The organism is Variovorax sp. W2I14, from assembly GCF_050435205.1.
Taxonomy (GTDB): Bacteria; Pseudomonadota; Gammaproteobacteria; order Burkholderiales; family Burkholderiaceae_C; genus Variovorax; species Variovorax paradoxus_C.
This window is the reverse complement of sequence record NZ_JBNDJX010000001.1, coordinates 2815191-2833210: the sequence shown is the minus strand read 5'-3', so window position 1 is coordinate 2833210 and position 18020 is coordinate 2815191. Positions and strand designations below refer to the sequence as shown.

Annotated in this window: 21 protein-coding genes and 1 pseudogene; 17 read left to right on the top strand and 5 right to left on the bottom strand. The window is 63.6% G+C overall.

All coding sequences use genetic code 11. The features are described from left to right. The first annotated feature begins 69 nt into the window (after window positions 1-69). The 13 genes from QF040_RS13165 to QF040_RS13105 all read left to right on the top strand — a co-directional run bounded on the left by QF040_RS13165 (window position 70) and on the right by QF040_RS13105 (window position 11817). A complete protein-coding gene (locus tag QF040_RS13165) occupies window positions 70-342 on the top strand; it encodes a hypothetical protein (protein ID WP_429611389.1) in 273 nt (90 codons plus the stop codon). Next, complete coding sequence (locus tag QF040_RS13160) at window positions 317-2551, top strand: hypothetical protein (RefSeq protein ID WP_429611388.1); 2235 nt, start codon at window positions 317-319, stop codon at window positions 2549-2551. The genes QF040_RS13165 and QF040_RS13160 overlap by 26 nt, the downstream gene beginning before the upstream one ends. Next, complete coding sequence (locus QF040_RS13155) at window positions 2548-3039, top strand: hypothetical protein (RefSeq protein WP_429611387.1); 492 nt, start codon at window positions 2548-2550, stop codon at window positions 3037-3039. Before QF040_RS13160 ends, QF040_RS13155 begins: the two co-directional genes overlap by 4 nt. After that, on the top strand, window positions 3039-3542 hold the full coding sequence (locus QF040_RS13150; protein ID WP_429611386.1) for a hypothetical protein: 504 nt from the start codon (window positions 3039-3041) through the stop codon (window positions 3540-3542). The genes QF040_RS13155 and QF040_RS13150 overlap by 1 nt, the downstream gene beginning before the upstream one ends. Then, complete coding sequence (locus tag QF040_RS13145; RefSeq protein ID WP_429611385.1) at window positions 3539-3907, top strand: hypothetical protein; 369 nt, start codon at window positions 3539-3541, stop codon at window positions 3905-3907. Before QF040_RS13150 ends, QF040_RS13145 begins: the two co-directional genes overlap by 4 nt. Then, the gene (locus QF040_RS13140) at window positions 3904-6765 is read left to right on the top strand and encodes a host specificity factor TipJ family phage tail protein (RefSeq protein ID WP_429611384.1); all 2862 of its coding nucleotides are present in this window, start codon (window positions 3904-3906) and stop codon (window positions 6763-6765) included. The genes QF040_RS13145 and QF040_RS13140 overlap by 4 nt, the downstream gene beginning before the upstream one ends. Window positions 6766-6784: 19 nt before the next feature. Beyond that, window positions 6785-8731 carry a hypothetical protein gene (locus tag QF040_RS13135; protein WP_429611383.1) on the top strand — a complete coding sequence of 649 codons (1947 nt, stop codon included), beginning with the start codon at window positions 6785-6787 and terminating at the stop codon, window positions 8729-8731. A gap of 3 nt (window positions 8732-8734) precedes the next feature. After that, window positions 8735-9502 carry a hypothetical protein gene (locus QF040_RS13130; RefSeq protein ID WP_429611382.1) on the top strand — a complete coding sequence of 256 codons (768 nt, stop codon included), beginning with the start codon at window positions 8735-8737 and terminating at the stop codon, window positions 9500-9502. A gap of 3 nt (window positions 9503-9505) precedes the next feature. Next, entirely contained in the window at window positions 9506-9901 is a 396-nt protein-coding gene (locus tag QF040_RS13125) for a hypothetical protein (protein ID WP_429611381.1), read from the top strand. Further along, window positions 9898-10218 carry a hypothetical protein gene (locus tag QF040_RS13120; RefSeq protein WP_429611380.1) on the top strand — a complete coding sequence of 107 codons (321 nt, stop codon included), beginning with the start codon at window positions 9898-9900 and terminating at the stop codon, window positions 10216-10218. The genes QF040_RS13125 and QF040_RS13120 overlap by 4 nt, the downstream gene beginning before the upstream one ends. Further along, on the top strand, window positions 10215-10742 hold the full coding sequence (locus QF040_RS13115) for a hypothetical protein (protein ID WP_429611379.1): 528 nt from the start codon (window positions 10215-10217) through the stop codon (window positions 10740-10742). Before QF040_RS13120 ends, QF040_RS13115 begins: the two co-directional genes overlap by 4 nt. Then, window positions 10739-11233, top strand: coding sequence for a hypothetical protein (locus tag QF040_RS13110; protein ID WP_429611378.1), 495 nt, complete (start codon window positions 10739-10741; stop codon window positions 11231-11233). The genes QF040_RS13115 and QF040_RS13110 overlap by 4 nt, the downstream gene beginning before the upstream one ends. Before the next feature lie 203 nt (window positions 11234-11436). Next, window positions 11437-11817, top strand: a complete 381-nt coding sequence (locus QF040_RS13105; RefSeq protein ID WP_429611377.1) for a hypothetical protein — start codon at window positions 11437-11439, stop codon at window positions 11815-11817. 20 nt (window positions 11818-11837) lie between these two features. On the opposite strand, the gene QF040_RS13100 is transcribed toward QF040_RS13105, so the two are convergent. From QF040_RS13100 to QF040_RS13090, 3 genes and pseudogenes are all read right to left on the bottom strand, one after another. Continuing rightward, window positions 11838-12503 carry an SGNH/GDSL hydrolase family protein gene (locus QF040_RS13100; protein ID WP_429611376.1) on the bottom strand — a complete coding sequence of 222 codons (666 nt, stop codon included), beginning with the start codon at window positions 12501-12503 and terminating at the stop codon, window positions 11838-11840. 73 nt (window positions 12504-12576) lie between these two features. Next, window positions 12577-13101, bottom strand: coding sequence for a hypothetical protein (locus QF040_RS13095; protein WP_429611375.1), 525 nt, complete (start codon window positions 13099-13101; stop codon window positions 12577-12579). Window positions 13102-13326: 225 nt separating this feature from the next. Beyond that, a pseudogene (locus QF040_RS13090) lies at window positions 13327-13455 on the bottom strand (helix-turn-helix domain-containing protein); the annotation flags it as partial. A 182-nt stretch (window positions 13456-13637) separates the two neighbouring features. Between QF040_RS13090 and QF040_RS13085 the strand changes: the two are divergent. Both QF040_RS13085 and corA read left to right on the top strand, forming a co-directional pair. After that, a complete protein-coding gene (locus tag QF040_RS13085) occupies window positions 13638-14261 on the top strand; it encodes a hypothetical protein (protein ID WP_429611374.1) in 624 nt (207 codons plus the stop codon). 43 nt (window positions 14262-14304) lie between these two features. Next, window positions 14305-15282, top strand: a complete 978-nt coding sequence (gene corA / locus QF040_RS13080) for a magnesium/cobalt transporter CorA (RefSeq protein WP_429611373.1) — start codon at window positions 14305-14307, stop codon at window positions 15280-15282. Window positions 15283-15417: 135 nt separating this feature from the next. On the opposite strand, the gene QF040_RS13075 is transcribed toward corA, so the two are convergent. Beyond that, window positions 15418-16266, bottom strand: coding sequence for a siderophore-interacting protein (locus QF040_RS13075; RefSeq protein ID WP_429611372.1), 849 nt, complete (start codon window positions 16264-16266; stop codon window positions 15418-15420). 15 nt (window positions 16267-16281) lie between these two features. After that, window positions 16282-16779 (bottom strand): PadR family transcriptional regulator, encoded by a 498-nt coding sequence (locus QF040_RS13070; protein ID WP_429611371.1) that lies wholly within the window; start codon window positions 16777-16779, stop codon window positions 16282-16284. Between QF040_RS13070 and QF040_RS13065 the strand changes: the two genes are divergently transcribed. Then, complete coding sequence (locus QF040_RS13065) at window positions 16732-17127, top strand: hypothetical protein (protein ID WP_429611370.1); 396 nt, start codon at window positions 16732-16734, stop codon at window positions 17125-17127. The genes QF040_RS13070 and QF040_RS13065 overlap by 48 nt on opposite strands. Window positions 17128-17661: 534 nt before the next feature. After that, the gene (locus tag QF040_RS13060; protein ID WP_429611369.1) at window positions 17662-17970 is read left to right on the top strand and encodes a hypothetical protein; all 309 of its coding nucleotides are present in this window, start codon (window positions 17662-17664) and stop codon (window positions 17968-17970) included. The last annotated feature ends 50 nt before the right edge of the window (window positions 17971-18020 follow it).

The window sequence follows — 18020 nt, the reverse complement described above, 5'->3', positions numbered from 1 at the left end:
CCCGCGCTGCGGTTCGCCTTCGTGCTGGCGCGGGATCTGGGATGCACGGTCGAGGAACTGGGTCAGCGCATGAGCGCGCTGGAGTTTGCGCAATGGCAGTTGATGTACGAGAACGAAGCACTGAACCCGGAATCGCAGCGCATGCAGCACGCAGCGTTGCTCGCAACCATTCTTCAGGGTGCCAGCACCCGCAGGGACGGGAAGCATTGGTCGGCAGCGCACTTCCTCGGACCGGATCCATGGCTGCCAGCAGCTGCGACGGGGTCGGCGGCTGCACCTCGCCGCGTCAATGTGGTGCAGCAAGTCCGAGCCATGAATGCGCGTCGACGCGGGGGTGCGTGACATGGTGACCAGAGCGGAAATCATTCTTGCCGGGACCGATGCCACGAAGGCGATGTTCGCGAGCGCGAGCCGCGGCTTCGATGGACTCAAGGGCCAGGTCAGTTCGATCACGTCCGGCATCTCGACGCTGGGCACCACGATCACAGGGGCGTTGGCACTCGTTGGGGGCAAGGGTCTGATAGACACCCTGGACCGGCTCGACGATCTGCAGGAGAAGACCGGGATCAGCGTCGAGAAGCTCAGCGAGCTGCGTTTCGCGGGCGAGTCGGTAGGCACCCCCTTCGAGGTCTTGGCTGGCGGGGTGGGGCGGCTCAGCAAGCTGATGGCAGAGGCTGCCGGCGGCAACAAGGAGGCAACCGCCACCTTCAAGGCGTTGAACGTCGAGATCAAGAATGCCGACGGCACGATGCGCACCAACGAGGAGGTGCTCGGCGACCTGGCCGACCGCTTCTCCGGCTATGCCGACGGCGCCGTGAAGTCGGCCGATGCACAGCGGGTCTTCGGCAAGAGCGGCGCGGAGATGATTCCGTTCCTGAATCAAGGACGGGAGGGCATCGAGAAGCTGCGCAAGGAAGCCGAGCAGCTAGGCGCCATCTACGGCGGCTCGCTGGCCAAGGATGCCGCCGATTTCAACGACAACCTAACCAAGCTGCGCCTTTCATCCGAAGCGGCCGCAATCTCGGTGGGTGGCCCGCTCCTGAAGTCGCTGGTGAACCTCACCAGCCAGATCCTCGAGGCGAAGAAAGAGGCCGGGTTGCTCAATGCCGTGCTCATCGCGATCGGCGGCGGCTTCGCGCGCACGCTGGGGACCGATGAGATCGGAAAGGCCCAGGCCCGAGCACGCGACGCGACAGGTGAGATGGCTCGACTCCAGGGCGTTATGAACGGTGTCGAGTTGCAGCTGCAGCGAGATCCGACGAACGAGATGGCGCAGCGCCGCCAGGCCACTATCCGCGCGAAGATCGAGGAGCAGCAGCGGATCGCCGCATCATCCAGCGAAGAACTCAAGCGGTTGGCGAATCTTGCCGACCCAATGGGTGACCCCCAGAAACGCAAGGAGGACCGCGGCTTTACCCCCGCTGCACCCGGCAAGCCGGATGCGCCTGTGATTGCAGGTGGCGGCGGCAGCAGCAGCAAAGAGAAAGACCAGGAGGCCGCGGCCAAGCGCTATATCGACAGCCTCACCAAGCAGACCGAAAAGGTCAAGGAACTGAGCCAGGTCGAGATCTCCCTGGCCGAGATCCAGCGGATCCGCGCCTCCGGCGGCGAAGTGACCGAAGCGCAAAAACAGAAGATCCTGCAGACCGCCGCGGAGATCGACATCCTCAAAGAGCGCGAGGAAGCCGAGAAGACGGCGACCAAGGATCGCGAAAAGGATCAGCAGCGCTTGTTTGCCCTGCAGGACCAGGCGAAGCAAGTCTACGAAGCGTCCCTCACGCCGCTCGAGGCATACAACGCGGCAGTCGCGCACCTGAACGATCTGCGGAACCTGGGGCTGCTCAGCTCGGAAACCTACGCCCGCAGCATCAGCAAGGAAGGGGATGAGTTCTCTGCAGCCGAGAAGAAGCTTCGTGACCTGGCCAACCAGTCTGACGAGTTTTCCAAGCGCGCTGCGGAGAACATTCAGGACTCCATCGGGCAGGGCCTCGTCGACATCCTCGACGGCAACTTCGAAGACATCGGCCAGAAGTTCCTGAAGATGCTGAGGAACATGGCCGCCCAGGCCTTGGCCGCGAACCTCTCGCGGGCCATGTTCGGCGACCTCGTGGACGGCGGCAAAGGTGACGGTCTCTTCGGGTCAGCCCTCCGCAGCTTCGGTTCGCTCATCAGTCCAGGCAGCAGCACCATTAGCGCGGCCAATCAGCTGAGCTTCGACACGGTGATAAGTGGCCTCGCCGGCGCCCGCGCCGATGGCGGCCCGGTCGCTGCAGGCCGTGCCTACCTGGTGGGCGAGCGTGGCCAGGAAGTGTTCGTTCCGAAGTCCGATGGCACGATCGTGCCGAATCACGAGCTCGCCGGTCGTGGTGGCCTGACCGTCAACAACTTGACGAACGGCCGCGTCGACTTCGCCAGCGTGGACAAGACGCCCTCCGGCGATGTGCTGACGCTGCGGCAGATGGACCAGATCGCGGCGCAGTTCAACAACCCGAACAGTCGCATCAGCCGGAACGTCGGCCGCAACCTGGCCGTGCAGCGGAAGCGCGGATGACGAACCCGGTCATCCCCGACGGCTTCGTGCCGCAGATCCAGGGCTACAGCATCGGCGCGCCGATGGGCGCCCGGGCGACTTCCGTCGCCGGCGGCGCGCCGCGCACTGCGCTGCAGTTCTCGCGTGGTCCGCAGCCCTTCCAGGTCACCATGATCATGGGCCCGGACGAATTCAGCGTCTGGACCGCGTGGTTCTTCCACATCGTCAAGCTCGGCACCATTCCCTTCGAGATGCCGATCAACAGCGGCTTCGGCCCGCAGACACACGTCTGCACGGTCGTGCCCGACACCTACGCCGCCGTGCCGGTTTCGGGTCCGCTCTACTCGATCTCGTTCGTCGTGTCGGCTGTGAGCCGCGTGTACGACATGACGGCCGCGGATGCGCAGAACCTGGTCGACCTGTGGAATCTGTACACCGACGACCTCACGGCACTGTTCGACCGCCTCGAGCAGTTCGCCAACGTTGATACGACCGTGCTGGACTTCTGATGGACGACCTCGAATACCAGCTACGCGTCTTTCTGGCCTCGGCGCCATCGAACAGGTACGCCATCAAGACCATCGAGCTCAGCCACTCCGCCATGTCGAAGGTCTGGCGCCTGTGGAGCGAGCCCTATCCCGGCGAGATCACGACCGAGGCCGGCGTCGTCGAGGTGCTGCCCGTCAACCTCGACATCCAACTGGCTGGCAGCGACGGCAACCTCGACCAGAAGTTCGATGTGGTGCTCGACACCGTCGACATCAACGACGAGTTCCGTCGCGAGATGGACCTGATTCCCGTGGCCACGACCGAAAAGGTGCGGGCGGTGTACCGCGAGTACCTGAACGATGACCTCGACTCGGTGCAGACGTCTGCAGTGTTGCAGGTCGAGTCGATCGCCTACACGGCCGGCACCGCAACCCTGTCGGCCGTCTCGCCGCGGCTCAACGTCACCCGCACAGGCGAGAACTACCTGCCGCGCGACGTGCCCATGCTGAGGAGCTTCCTGTGAACGTTGATACCTACCTCGGCAAGCAATACGAAAACCCGCCCTGCTGGCGTCTGGTTGCGGATGTCTATGCCACCGAGCGAGGCGAGGGCGTCAACGAGTTCCGGACGATCAACAACTCGGTCCGGCAGATCGCGTCGACCTTCCGGCTCGCGCTGTTCAAGGGTGAGCACGGGTTCGAGCAGGTCGAGTCGCCTGCGGACTTCACCATCGTTCTGCTAAGTCGTTTCCCGAGACTTGGCTGGCATCACTGCGGCGTGTTCTACGACGGCAAGGTGCTTCACGGATTGGCCGACGGCAACCTCTACCAGGATATGGCCAGCCTGGGCGATACCTACTCGCAGATGCAGTTCTGGGGGCGCCCATGAGGATCCGTGTCTACGAACATCCCTTCGCGCCTTGCGCCCCGGCGCTGTTCGAGGTCGACAACCTCGCCCGCTGGCTCGTCTCGCACTACGGCGCGGCGCCACAGTTGCTTCCGCAGATCTTCGAGGGTGAGCCCAGCCTCGAGAACGAGATCACAGGCGACTTTGACGCCATCTGGTATGCCAGTGCACCGGAGTATGTCGTCCTCGAGACACCGGGCGAAGCGGCGGGCCTGAGCGCCCTTGCAGCGCAGCTGTTGGTGACGGCCGCTCTCACCGTGGCACAGATCATCCTGGCACCGACGCCCCAAGCGCTGCCGAACGTCAATCGCACCCAGCAGAGCCCCAACAACGCCCTCGGCGCACGAGAGAACCAGGTCCGCATGCTCCAGCGTGTGGAGGACATCTACGGCACGGTCAAGGCGATCCCGTCGCTGCTGATGCCGACGTACTTCAAGTACCGCAACAACCAGCGCATCGAGTACAGCTACCTGTGCCTCGGCCGCGGCTACTACAACGTGTCGGACGTGCGAGACGGAGAGACCGAAGTGGCCTCCATCACCGGCGCGAGCATTGCGGTTTATCCGCCGTTCCACTCGCCCAACGATGGCACCGCGCCCCAACTGCAGATCGGCCCGGCAATCATCGATGACATTGTCTCGGTGCGTCGTTCGGTAGAGACGGACGGCTTCACGCTGAAGGCCCTGAACCAGATTTCGCTGCCACCCCTCGACTACTACGTCTACGCAAAGGCAGGGCCGACGCGGACGGTGACCCTAGAGGGTGGCTTGTTCCCGAACTTCGAAATTCCTGGAAATGCCAACGACCAGATCCTGCAGCTTTCCACCAGGCCAAACTTCAACGCGATCAGCGAAGTCGGACAGACCGTCACGATCTCAGGCTTGGACGAGGCTTACTCGGCTGATGGCAATTGCGTGGTAGTCGGCGCGGACAGGCGCTACACCGACACCACGCCCACCGATCCGCACCTCTTCACGCGTCTAAGCGTTGGCGACCAGGTGACCTTCTCGGGCTTCCCCGACGCAGGCAACAACGGGACGTTCACGGTGGCCACGAAGCCAGCGTCGAACGAGATCACGGTGACAGCGGGAGCGCAGGTCGACTGGACCGGGTTTCCTTTCCCGGTCGACATCCACGTCGACGGCGTGATCCATCACCCGGGCTATGCCGGCACGCGCACCATCACCGCGGTGATCAACGGCGGGGTTGTGCTCGACGGCACGTCGTTTCCCGATGACTATGGCTTCGACCCGAAGGTCTACACCACTGTCGTGGTGAACAACGGGCTCAGCGATTGGACCAACTGGATAACGCTGCCGAGCCTCGATCGGTCGCAGGTCTGGATCAACGTCGTCGCGCCGCAAGGCATGTACGTCGACAACGGCGGGAAGGCGCCCACCTCGGTGATCTATCAACTTGAGATCGAGCAGCTTGACTCCGGGTTGAATCCGACGGGCTTCGTCGAGTCTGTGTATGGCGAGCTCGTCGGCGCGATCACAGACGAAATCGGCGAGACGTTGGAGCGCGTGACATCCTGGGTTGGTCCTGCCCGCGTACGGGTGCGCCGCTTCACCCCGTACAACTGGCTCTTCCAAGGGACGGTCATCGACGAAATCAAGTGGGCGGACCTCTACAGCGTGTCGCCCGTCACCAAGACGCATTTCGGCAACAAGACCACGATCCATTCGGTGACGATGGCCACGCCGCGCGCGACGGCCGTGCGGAACCGGCAGCTCAACTGCATCGCGAGCCGGCTGTTGCCCCGGTGGAATGACGTCACAGGTTTCTCCGGCGCATTCGACGCCGAGGGGCGGCACGTCTCCGGGACGCTTCAGCCGACGCCGTTCATCCACGACATCATCGGCGCGGTGTCGCTGGATCCGGAGATCGGCAATCGCAGCCTGGCTGAGCTGGACATGGTGCAGATGTCTGCACAGGTCGATCTCGTCTATGGCATGCACCCGGAAGCGCCAACCTTCAACTACACCTTCGACAGCGACAACATCAGCCACGAAGAGACGGTACTGACGATCGCCAATGCGGGTTTCTGTACGGCCTACCGTCAGAACAACAAGGTGCGGCTTTCCTTTGATCGTGCGCAAGCCTCCAACGCAGCCATCTACACCCACCGCAACAAGGCGCCGAACGCCGAGACGATCACACGTTCCTTCGCGAACGATGCCGACTATGACGGCGTCGAGCTTGTCTACCAAGACCCGGATACACAGCAACCCGAGACGATTCGGCTGCCGCTGGATGGGAGTTACTCAAAGCTGAAGAAGCTCGAGATTCCCGGCATTCGCAGCTTCGCCCAAGCGTGGCTCAGAGCCAATCGCGAGTACCGCAAGCTGCTTGGCCAGCGCATCGTGATCGAGACCGACACGACCACTGACGCTCGGGCGCTGCTGCCGAACCTGCGCATCGGCATCGTGGACAACACCCGCATGAAGAGCTTCGACGGCGAGGTGATTGCGCAGAGCGGCCTTGAGCTCACGTTGAGCTGCGACGTCGAGTTCACGCCTGCTGCGAATCACAGCATCGTGCTGATGCGCCGGGACGGCAGCGTCCAGACCATCAACGTCACCCAGGTAGTCGGCTCGCCGAACAAAGTTCTGCTGCAGAGCGTGCCCGGCGAAGCGATCGTCACCGACATATCGGCGGACGGTATTCGAACGATCTTCTCTTTCGCCGATGACGACACGCGCGCCGCCCAGTCCTACTTGGTGCAGACGCTGGTGCCGTCGGGCGATTACATCCGGCTGAGCGCCGTGAACTACAGCGACGACTTCTACGCAATGGACTTCGAGGCGATCCCGCCGAAAGAGTCAGTCATCAACTGATCCAACAAACGAGACATTTATGGCCATCTCCATTTCGGATCTCAACAACGCCGAGGTCGATGTCGATCACATCGCAGACCTTGCTACCTCGCCTGCGCTGACTGCGACTGATCGCTTCGGCAATACGAAGAAGACGTGGGCCGGCATCGAACAGGATCTCGGCGCAGAGTACGCAGAGACGGTCACAGGCCAGAATCGTTTGGCGTCCGACTTTGCGCGATCGCAAGCTGAAACGGCTGCCGACATCTCTGCCGCTCGCGGGAAAACCTATCCCAACGCTGCAGCCGGCGTGAATGCGGGGGGCACACCTCCAGGTGTTTCGCCCGGTGAGTACTTCACGGTCGTGAGCTCGGCTGACGGTATCTCGTTGGACCTTTACCGGAACGTCGGCGGTGCACCGGTTCTTCAAACCGGAAAGGAAATCCCCGCGGCGACAGGCGTGAAGACTGCGATCGCAATTCTGCCCAACCAGTTGGCCTCCGCCGGGCTCGTTGTCTCGGCCGCCGTCGGGGCAGATGTGGCCATCATCGCTGGCAACGACGGTGGCGTTGGGGTGAGCTACGACTTCGCGCTCCAGGACATGCGAGTCAACAACGTCACCATGTCCTCCCTCATTCAGAACGGTGCGCTCGCGGGTGTGGGTGCTGCCGGATTCATGACCTACGTCGGCACCGACTCGGTGTTGCCGATGGTCATCAACTCCAACCTCTACATCGTATCGGGGACAGACACGGCGACAGGCGAAACGATCGCCCCCACTGGCGCGGTGTCCTATCCGCCAGCGGCGCTGGAGAGCTTGCCGGCGAAGCCGACCTTGGCCCCTGTAGAGGTGCACTTCGCCGTTGGCGAATCAACCAGCGTGGGGGCGACGGCGACCGATATCGCTTCGGCTACTCAGCCCTATAGCAACACCACGTTCGCAGGCGGGCCGAGAGGCGATGGCGGCGCCACTGGCACGACCATTCCGCTCATCGAGGTTGTGGGTCCTGCCAGCCAAGGCGAGACGACGTGCTCGACGGCCGCAAACCGCGTCACTGAGTTGTCGGTCCTGCGCGGGCTGCAACCGTCACAGCGGGTCGTCTTCGGCGCGACAGCAGGCAAGGGCAGTACCCGAATCGACGAGATCTCAAAGGGCACCGCTTGGTACAACGGGCAGATCACCAACATCATCACGGCGGCGAAGGCGCGCAATCCGTCCTGCGCCATTCACTACGTCGAGCTGATGACCGGCATCAACGATGCCAACCAAGGCACCCTGTACGCGCCTTTCCGCGCAGCCGTCGAGCAGTTCCAGGCCGACATCGAGCAGCTGATTCAAGGCATCACCGGCCAGGCCGATCCTGTGTACTTCTTGTGTCATCAGCCGAGCTACTACGCGGCCATCTACCCGGACATGGCCTATGCGCTCCTGGATCTCGAAAAGAACCCGAAGTTCTTCATGCTGGACCCAAGCTACAACCTGCCCGGTGCTGTAGACAACGTCCACTTCCCCGCAGCGGGGTACGGCTGGATGGGGTTGCGCGCCGCCCGAGCAGCCGACCAGATCGTGATGGACGGAAAGCGGCCGAACGGCATCCGCCCGGTGTCCGCAACCTTCGATGGCACCCGCGTGCGGCTGCGCTGCAAGGTGCCGACGCCACCGCTCGTGCTTGACACGCTGACCATGCTTCCCACTACCGACATGGGCTTCCGGCTTGTTGACGGGACCGGCACCGTGCCGATTTCCAACATCGTGATCGAGAACGGTACGGACGTGCTACTCACACCGGGCCGCGCGATGACTGGCGCGCGCACGTTGCGCTACGCCGCCGACTACCTAGCGGCTGGGATCAGGGTGAGCAGCGGCGCTTCGGGGAATCTGCGAGACAGCACGCCAGGCTCTCGGACCATCAACGGTGTCGTCTGCTACCACTACCGCATTTGCCCGCACTTCCCCCCCATGACCATCGTCAACGCTGGAGTCTGATCAATGAACCCTCTCATCTTCGTTAACGCCCCCATCCCCGCATCGTCGCGGAAAATTTCGCTGGCTGACATCCAGTTTCTGACGGACTACGACCCGATGTCCTATGACCACTGGCTGTTCAACAAAGGCAGCTCGTTGGACCTCACAGGCCGCAAGCAGGGCAAGGCGCTCACGCCCCAGTCGGGCGCGCCGAGCTACTCCCCGAACTACCTCACGATTGCAAATGCACTGGGCAACGGGCTGCTCACGGATCTCTCGGAAACCGCCACAGCCGTGGACACGATGTGTGTTGTGGTCCGCGACAACGCGACCAACGGGCTTCAGTCCATCCTTGGGAGTCTGGGCACTGCCGGCGACAACTCTGGGGGCGGCGTTTTCTTCAGTGGCAGCGGGGCGGCTCGAACGCTGTTCGCAAGCTATCGCGGAACGACGATCAACTCTGCCGGCCTGGGTGCACCCACGCCGGCCGGCAGTCACTACTTCGTAGGCGTGTCGCGCGATTTCTCGGGCGGCGTGAAGCGAGTCAACATGTTCGTCGGCGGCGTTGCCAGCATCGCACTGACCGGGAGCAACGCATTCGCACCGGCGCCTGCTCCACGAAAGCTTGGCATCGGCTCCACGTACATCGTCTCTGCAGGCACGCCGAGCACGTCGGTGGACTTTGCCGAGGCCGCCTTCTACACCGATGTCTTCCGCTCACTCGCCGATCTCGAGGCGATGTATCAGAAGGCAAAGGTGCGACAGGCGGCTCTCGGAATCGCTGTGGTCTGAGGCATGTCGCAACAACCGATTGCCGACATTGTCGGCGTGGCCGTCTTCATCGCGGCTCTGCTCTTCTCGAGCGAAGTCGCGGCGGTTGTCGGGCCGTACATGGTGATCGTGGTCGCCGCCACGCTGGGTGCGAGTTTCAAGGTGGCCAGGCGCGAGAAGACGACTCGCACCAGTGCGGTCCTGTTCTTCCTGCGCGTGGTGGGTATGGCTGTGCTGTTCACCTCAGCTGCGGCCGCCGCACTGAATGCGTACCGGCCGGAACTTTCACCGCGCGTGACGGTGGCACCGATCGCTCTTTTGATTGGCTTCGTGGATTGGCCATGGGCGCTCGGGAAGCTTGTGAGTTGGGGCGCTTCAGCGCTCGAGCGCATGGTGGGCGGAAAGGGCGGTGCGTCATGAAGGATCTATACCTGTTCGCCATGGCCAACCTGGCCGTGTGCGGCGCGATCGCCTTCATCGCCTTGTGCCGCCTCAATGCAATGCGCTCTGGCGTGCTGCTGCGGGTCCGTCTCGAGTACGCCGGCTACGTGGCAGGAGCCACCGCCGCAGCCTTCCAGCCGCTCTGGGGGGAGTGGCCGCAGCTCGGCTCCCTCGCCATCGCTCTCGTCCTGTTGTTGGGCCTGCTCTGCAGTGGCCGCGCATGGGCGGGCGACGTGCCGCCCGACGTGGCCACGGACCACGCGCCGCTTTCTGACACACCGGAGACCCCACAATGACTCTCGACGAAATCAACCGAGCGGCCGTCGACGCGGCATTGGCGTGGCTGCCGCCCAAGATGAGCAGCCCGGAGGCCCGGGTGGAGATGCTGACTATCTGCCTCAAGGAATCCCTGCTCAAGCACCGCCGCCAGGTCACGAGCAGCGGCAAGGAGGATGGCCCTGCCGTGTCGTTCTGGCAGTTCGAGCGAGGCGGCGGTATCAAGGGCGTCCTAACGCATCGCTCGAGCTCAGATCTGGCGCATCGGTTCTGCGATGAGCGCGGCATCGATGCGTCTCCAATGGACGTGTGGCTAGCCATGCAAACGGATGACGTGCTCGGCGCAGTGTTCGCTCGCCTGCTGCTGTGGACCGAACCCGGCCCACTGCCGCGTGTGACAGACATCGAGGCGGGCTGGCAGCTCTACCTGCGCGCGTGGCGCCCTGGTGCGTACACGCGCGGCACGCCACAGAAGCGGGCCGAACTGCGCGCCGAGTGGGAAGGCCACCACCGCGTCGTCCGTGCGTACCTGAGGCTGCCATGACCAAGGTCTTCGACCTGGCGCCGTCGTGGCTCTACGCTGCGGCCCTCGCGCTCCTGTTGGTGCTTCTGCTCGGCCAACGCGTCCAGGTCAGCAACGCCAAGGCCGCGCAGGCGCGGTCCGCGCAAGCGCTGACCGACTACAAGCTCTCGATCTCCGAGACCAGCCGCATCCTGCAGGCCGACAACGACCGGAAGGCCGCAGACAACAACGCTCGACAACTGGAGGCACTCAATGCTGCACGCACCCGTGAAACCCTGGCATCTGCCGCTGCTGGTGCTCTGCGCCTTGAGCGCGACAAGCTGCTCGACGCTGTCCGTATCGCCTCCCGTCGCGATCGCGTGCCCAGCACCACCGCCACCGCCGAAGCTCAGTCGGCCGGTCCCCTCGCAAACGTATTCGGACAGTGCACGGCTGAAGTTCAAGAGTTGGTCGACGCAGCTGACGACCACGCCTCCGATGTCCAAACCTTGATCGACAGCTGGCCGCGCTGAGCTCTATCGCTCGTTCGCCGAGTTGGTGCAGACGTCTATACCACTATCCAAAGGCCCCAGCGCTCCGGTGCTGGGGCCTTTGTCATTTCCGCTTGGGTTCTTGCCGGCTATATGTCGTCGACGCACTGATGCAAGGGGAAAGCTCCGGTAGACAAGTTGCCTCATGACACTAACCTGCAACCTCCTAATTTATTGGACATCACATGTCGACAACAAAACCGCAAACAGTAGCAATCTACATGGAGGGTGGGTCTGGAAATACCGCCACCGGCAACGATATTCAAGGCTTCGATGCCGGGGTGATGATGGTTAACGAAACGGGATCCAGTGCGAACAACAATCGCATTCTTTCGGCAGAAGCTGTGCAGGTTTTCGCGCAGGCCGAGGCAGCGATCGCTGCGGCAGAAATGGCCGAGCTCGAGCGAGATCGCCTGGCGAGCTTGCTTGCAAATCTCAAGGCCGAGTCAGGGAGGCCAGGCTATGCGAAGAAGTACATGGGCTTCGTTTCTGCGGTCAGCGCGCACGTAGGCCTCCTGCCGGTTTTAGGCCCACTCTTCGATATCTTGGGACAGCTGGGAGGCTGATCAGCGCGTCGGTTTTTGCCTCAGATTGCGCTCTTGAGCGCAGCAATCCACAGGCCGTAGCCCTTCACGTTGGGATGTACACCATCGATGTAGATGTCGGCGAGCGGAACTCCGTCCCCTGCTGGCGCCATGGTGGCGTGCGTATCAAGGTAGCTACAGCTCGGCCTCGCCGCGCAAAGGCTAGCAATCGTTTTATTCGCGGCGAGGATCGCGGCCTCATGTCCAGCGCGGGGCATGATGCTGGACCAAACGACCGGGACCGCCGCCGGGATAAGGTCGAGAACAGCGGCAAGGTCTTCGGCCGAATGCCCTCGTTGTCCGGGCCCGATGTCGTTGGTCCCGATGTTCAAAAACACTCGCTCTGCAGTTTTGTGCGAGTTCAGCTTCGTCATCATCGTGGCTAGTTGGAGCGTAGTCTGGGAGCCAACACCAAAATTCACGGCCCGTGCGGAAATCACGCTGGTCGGCAGCGCTTGAGTGATGCTGTCACCGTGAAAAACTGTCGATCCTGACGGGACAACGGGGTCCAGTCGAAGCGTGAGCGCATCTTGCGCGAAGCGCACGCGCGCCATGTCGGCGAAGCCGAGCCTTGCCTGTACAGCGCTGGCGAAGTTCGGCTTGAGCGCGACAACCGCGAGCGCGGCGTGCACCGCCACCACATAGGCAATGACGACAGATCGATTCATGCCCGGATCATAGCCATGCGGCCTGGATGGCAACGTCGGTGGTCGCGAGCGCATCTCAATGGCGAGATCGGGCTTAGAAATGTCCGAGGTAGTGTCCCGATGCCGTGGCCGGGTCGTAGGGCATCCTTCGCATAGGCCTGTTGCTAATGGTCTTGGCGATCTTCAGCGCCTCGGCCGAGCGTTCCAACTCGCCCCGCTGCCGAGCCTCCTCGCGTGCGACCGCCGGCGTCCCAAGGTCCACGTCGGCGAAGCCGCTGTTGTTGAGTGCAATGGGGCGACACCACCACGTCTGCGGGTAGTTGTCCGATCGGATGTTCTTCATGCCGCGGCCGCGCGGCACGATCTCGATGCCGCTGATCAGGATGCCGCCTCGGATCTTCCGTATGCGCGCGCGGTCCAGCACGGGAAGGATGTATGTCTCACCGTCATCGCGCAGGAGCATCGCGATCCAGATGCCGAGGCCTGGCCTCGGCCCTGGGATCCGCTCCGTGTAGACGAGATCACCGATCGTGCAAGTGTGTTTCACCGCCTCTTCCGAGGGCAGCTTGCGGCCTTCGAAGCGGGTGCGGAACACCTCGTACTGGATTCTGTTTTTCACTGTACAAATATACAGTGATTCTTCCGCCTGCCAAAGAGCCCATGAGCGTAGCTTTTGGCGTAGCTTTCTTTCAGGATGCCAAATTTGCCTAGGAAAGCCGCCCAGCCATCATGGGCGTGTGCCCGGAGAGGTCGCTGGTGGGGGAGATGGGTTGAGCAGTCGTCGTTTTCACTGGGGCGATTATCGGGGACGGGGCGGCGGCTCAGCCGCCGACTGGACTGGCGGCCGGGCATCGTGGATCTGCTTTTGCGATGCGGCCTGCAAGCCTTTGGCCTCTGCGGGCAGGAAGCCCAGTTCGAGGAAGAGATTGGCGCCGGGTTTTGTGACGTGGCGGATGGCGGTGTCTGTCTTCATTGACGAATTCTTCCATGTCGACCTGGTGCATCCGTTCCGGTTAAAGAGGCCGCACCATGGCCTCATGAGCTTTTATGCGCAGAACCCAGACGCGACTGTCGCTGCATCCGCCTCAATCGTCCTGCATCCCCCGCCCTAAAATCCCCCCGCGCAAACCCCGCGTGAAGAACAACAAGGCGCCCATGGCCCCCTCGGAAGAACTCAAAGGCCCTGAAGCGAACGCGCTGCCGGACACCGCCACCTTGCCCGCGGAACTCGCGGCGCTCTATCTCTGCATGCCGCCGGCCCAGCTTGCCGACCTGCGCAAGTCGAAGCGGCCCGAGAAGGGCGGAAGCACCGGCCCGTCGGTCATCAGGCCCATCGAAGGCGGCCCGTCCGGGCCCAAGGACCCGGTGCTCTACCAACTCGGCACCCTGCGTGACTACGCAAAGGCGCACACCGCACCCTCCGATTTCGACACCGTATTGAACAGCGGCATGCTCGGCTGGGTGTCCGCCAAGCTGCCGTTCTTCGCCGAGCGCGAACCCCGCATCAAGCGCGGCAAGCGCGTGCTCATCGGCGGTGCCTGGGACCGTGCGGACCCGCTGCGCGAGAAGCGCTTCATCGACCTGGCGAAGGGCCGCATCCGCTTCACGTCGCTCACATGCGCCGAAGCCGCGACGAGCCTCTGGGCCGACACCGCAAGCCACACCGCATTCGCCGAAAAGGGCCTCGCCTTGCTCAAGGCGGAGACCCAGGCCATCGAGGCCTCGCTGGCCGCCACCCGCGATCTGGCCGCGGCTTCGACTCCCGACGCGGCCGCCTGACCGCCGCGCCTCGAGCTTCACGATCGACCCTGGACGAGCACCGATGCTGATCAACTGCGTGGCCTACGAAAACGGCGCCAAGCTCGCCGACATTCCCGTCGAGGACATCAGCGAGTACATCACCCGCCCCGGCTGCTTCGTGTGGGTGGCGCTGAGCGATCCCTCGCCCGAGGAGCTCGCCGAGATGCAGGCGGAATTCAACCTGCATCCGCTCGCCGTCGAAGACGCCCACCACGGCCACCAGCGCCCCAAGGTCGAGGAGTACGGCGACTCGCTCTTCGTCGTCATGCACCTGGTGGAGCCCTCGGCCGAGGGCGAGCACTGCGTGAACGTCGGCGAGGTCGACGTGTTCGTGGGCCGCAACTACGTGCTCTCGGTGCGCAACCGCAGCCAGCAGGGGTTTCTGGGCGTGCGCGAGCGCTGCGAGCGCGAGCCCGACCTGCTGCGCAACGGCGCGGGCTTCGTGCTCTATGCGCTGATGGATGCGGTGGTCGACCGCTACTTTCCCGTCATCGATGCGCTGGAGGTCGAGCTCGAATCCATCGAGCAGCAGATCTTCGGGCACAGCGGCGCGGCGCGGGACAAGATCAAGCAGCTCTACGACCTGAAGCGCCGCAGCATGATCCTCAAGCGCGCGGTGGCGCCGCTCGTGGAGGCGGCGGGCAAGCTGTACGGCGGGCGCGTGCCGCAGGTGTGCATGGGCACGCAGGAGTACTTTCGGGACGTGGGCGACCACCTGGGCCGCATCAACGGTTCGATCGATGCGATGCGGGACACCATCGGCACCGCCATTGCGGTGAACCTGTCGATGGTGACCATCGAAGACAGCGAGGTGACCAAGCGGCTTGCGGCCTGGGCCAGCATCTTCGCGGTGTGCACCGCGTTCGCCGGCATCTGGGGCATGAACTTCGAGAACATGCCGGAGCTGAAATTCAAGTACGGCTATGCGGTGGCGCTGGGGCTCATCGTCAGCACCTGCGGCTACCTGTACTACCGCTTCAGGCGCGCCGGCTGGCTCTGAGTGTTGTCTTGCTCCCTCCCCTTCCGGGGGAGGGCAGGGGTGGGGGCTCGCGGCGTTCGATGAAGCACTGCGCCTGACAAGCGCCGCGTGCCCCCATCCCAACCTTCCCCCGGAAGGGGAAGGAGCAAGGCGGGATCACTCGTCGTGCGAATCGTGCGTGGCCGCGGCGCCGCGCCGCCAGTAGCCCGACGCCCGGGTCCACTTCGGATTCGCGCCGCGCTCGCTCACCAGATGCGCGCGCAGTGCCTTCGCAATGCCCGACTCGCACCCGACCCACGCATGAAAGTCGCCGGCCGGCAGCTTCGCCGCCTTGAGCGCATCGACCAGCACCGTGCTCACGCCCGCCTCGGCACCACGGCGATGCACCCACTGCAGCGTGAGCTCGGCCTCGGTCTCGAACGCAATCTCGTCCGCTTCGCTGTCGACTTCCGCCAGCACCACCACCCGCGCACCGGCCGGCAACTCGGCCAGGCGCCGCGCGATGGCGGGCAGGGCGGTGTCGTCGCCGATGAGCAGGTGCCAGTCGAACTCGGTCGGCACGATGAACGAGCCGCGCGGCCCGCCCACGCCCAGCGTGTCGCCGGGCTTGGCGCTCTCGGCCCATTGCGTGGCGGGGCCGGCGTCGTGCAGGGCGAAGTCGATTTCCAGCGTGTTCGCCTTCGCGTCGTGGCGGCGCGGCGTGTAGTCGCGCATCGTCGGGCGGCCGCTCGCGGGCCAGATCGGACCGTCGGGCCCGGCCGTCGGCAGCGTGAGCTTGCCCGTGGTCGCGTCGGGGAAAAAGATCTTCGCGTGATCGTCGAACCCCAGGCTCGTGAAGCCCGCGAGGTCGTCGCCCGTGAGCACGATGCGGATGAGGTGCGGCGTCACGCGCTGCACCGTCTTCACCGTGAGTTGGCGAAAGCGAAGGTCGTGGCGCACGCGGCGTGGCGTGCGGTCGGGTGTTTTGGAGGAAGAAGCAGAAGTGGTGGTTGTGAAGTCGGTCATGTCAAAAGAAGAAGTTCAGATGCGCTCTAGCTGTTGAGCGGCGCTGTCGAGCACCGCGGCGAAATCGTGGGCTTGTTGTTCTGTGAGGGGCGTGCCCGACAGGCGCATGCGCATGGCGAGCTTCAGGTTTTCGATGGCGCGCGTGACCTGCGGCGGCCGTCCGCCGCGCGGGCCCGCGCCGTCCACGCCGCCCGTCATGCGGGCCATCATGGCGTCGGCTGTCTCGCGGTTGGCAGCCAGGAACTCCTGACCGCCCGGGGTGATGCTGTAGCGCTTGCGGCCGCCGGTGTCGGCCGTTTCCACGCTCAGATGACCCATCTCTTCGAGCAGCGTGAGGGTCGGGTAGACCACGCCGGGGCTCGGCGCATAGCTGCCGCCCAGGCGGTCTTCGATGGCCTTGATGAGCTCGTAGCCGTGCGAAGGCTTGTCGGCGATGAGCTGCAGCAGCACGAAGCGCAGGCCGCCATGGCCGAAGACGCGCCCGCCGCCGCGACCACCGCGGCCTCCGGGCATGCGCTGGTCGTCGCCGAGGTCGCCCTCGCCATGACCGTGCCGGCCACGGCCGCCGGAGAAGCCGTCTCCGTGCTCGCCGCGGGGGGCGTGGCAGTGATGGTTGTGGTGGTGATGGCCGAAGTGGGGGTGTCTCATGTCGAAGTCCTTGAAGGATGTATCGAAACGATTTTAGATATATATCTAAAACGAAGTCAAGACGGGGTTAGGAGCGCCGAGCGCGAGAGCTGGCCGGTCTTTCCGATGTATCTAATGTTCGATGCGATACGCAAGGTGTTCGCGAACAACCTGCTGCTCATCGCGAGCTTCGAGGCCATCGAAGAGGCGGCGCACTTCGCGGGCTCGATGTGATTGGCGTCATCAAGCTGCTGTGCGACGTGCCCGCGTCAACCGACCAACGTCTGGCGCTGCTGCGGCCATCGCGGCAACAGCACCTGATTTGCTTTTTCCTTCGCCGACAACAACTGAATTTGCGCCGCGCCGGCGCGCGAAACGCCTGCGACTGTCAGTGCTTTGTGTCCCCCGGCAGTCACTCGGCCATTGCCTGAAAGATGCCTCACGAATTCGAGAATTCCTCGACGAATTCTTTTCTCCCGCGCGGCTCTGCTTCTCTACAGTGAATGCCCCAGCGACCGGACGCTGCACTGAGTGAGCGACGAACAGTGCAGTGTGGAAGCAAGACAGAAAGAAAGGAGCGAGCGACAACCCGGAAGAGAAATGAACGGATGAGTGAATGAATCAACCGCCTTGCCTCACGGCGGGTGTCGACGGCCTGCCAAGCGCCATCGATGCGAATGTGAGGCGCAAAAGGCGACGGCCAGGTTGCGTGAACACCCTGACCGTCTGACCACATGACGTGCAAATCTTCTACAAGGAGCACACCAAATGGCTAAGCAAATTATCGCCGGGCGTTCTACGCCCAAATCTCCCTCCCGCCGCAACGGTGCTCGCAGCAACAGCAGCACCAGCACCACCACCAGCGGCGCGCCGCCCTCACCTCCAACGGGCAACGATGCAAGAGACCTCCTCGAAGAAAAACTCACGCAGCTGAACTCGCTGCTGTGGTGCGCCTATGGAGACGGCAACGGGTGGTTCGAAGAAGCAGGGGAGATGCACCGCGGAAACATGATGTGGATCGCTGCGGATCTGGCGCGGGCTGCGGATGAGTTGTTGCAGGCGAGTGTGAGGGGGTAGGGGTAGAAATTTAAGCCGCTACGCCCTCGAGACGTAGCGGCATTTAATTT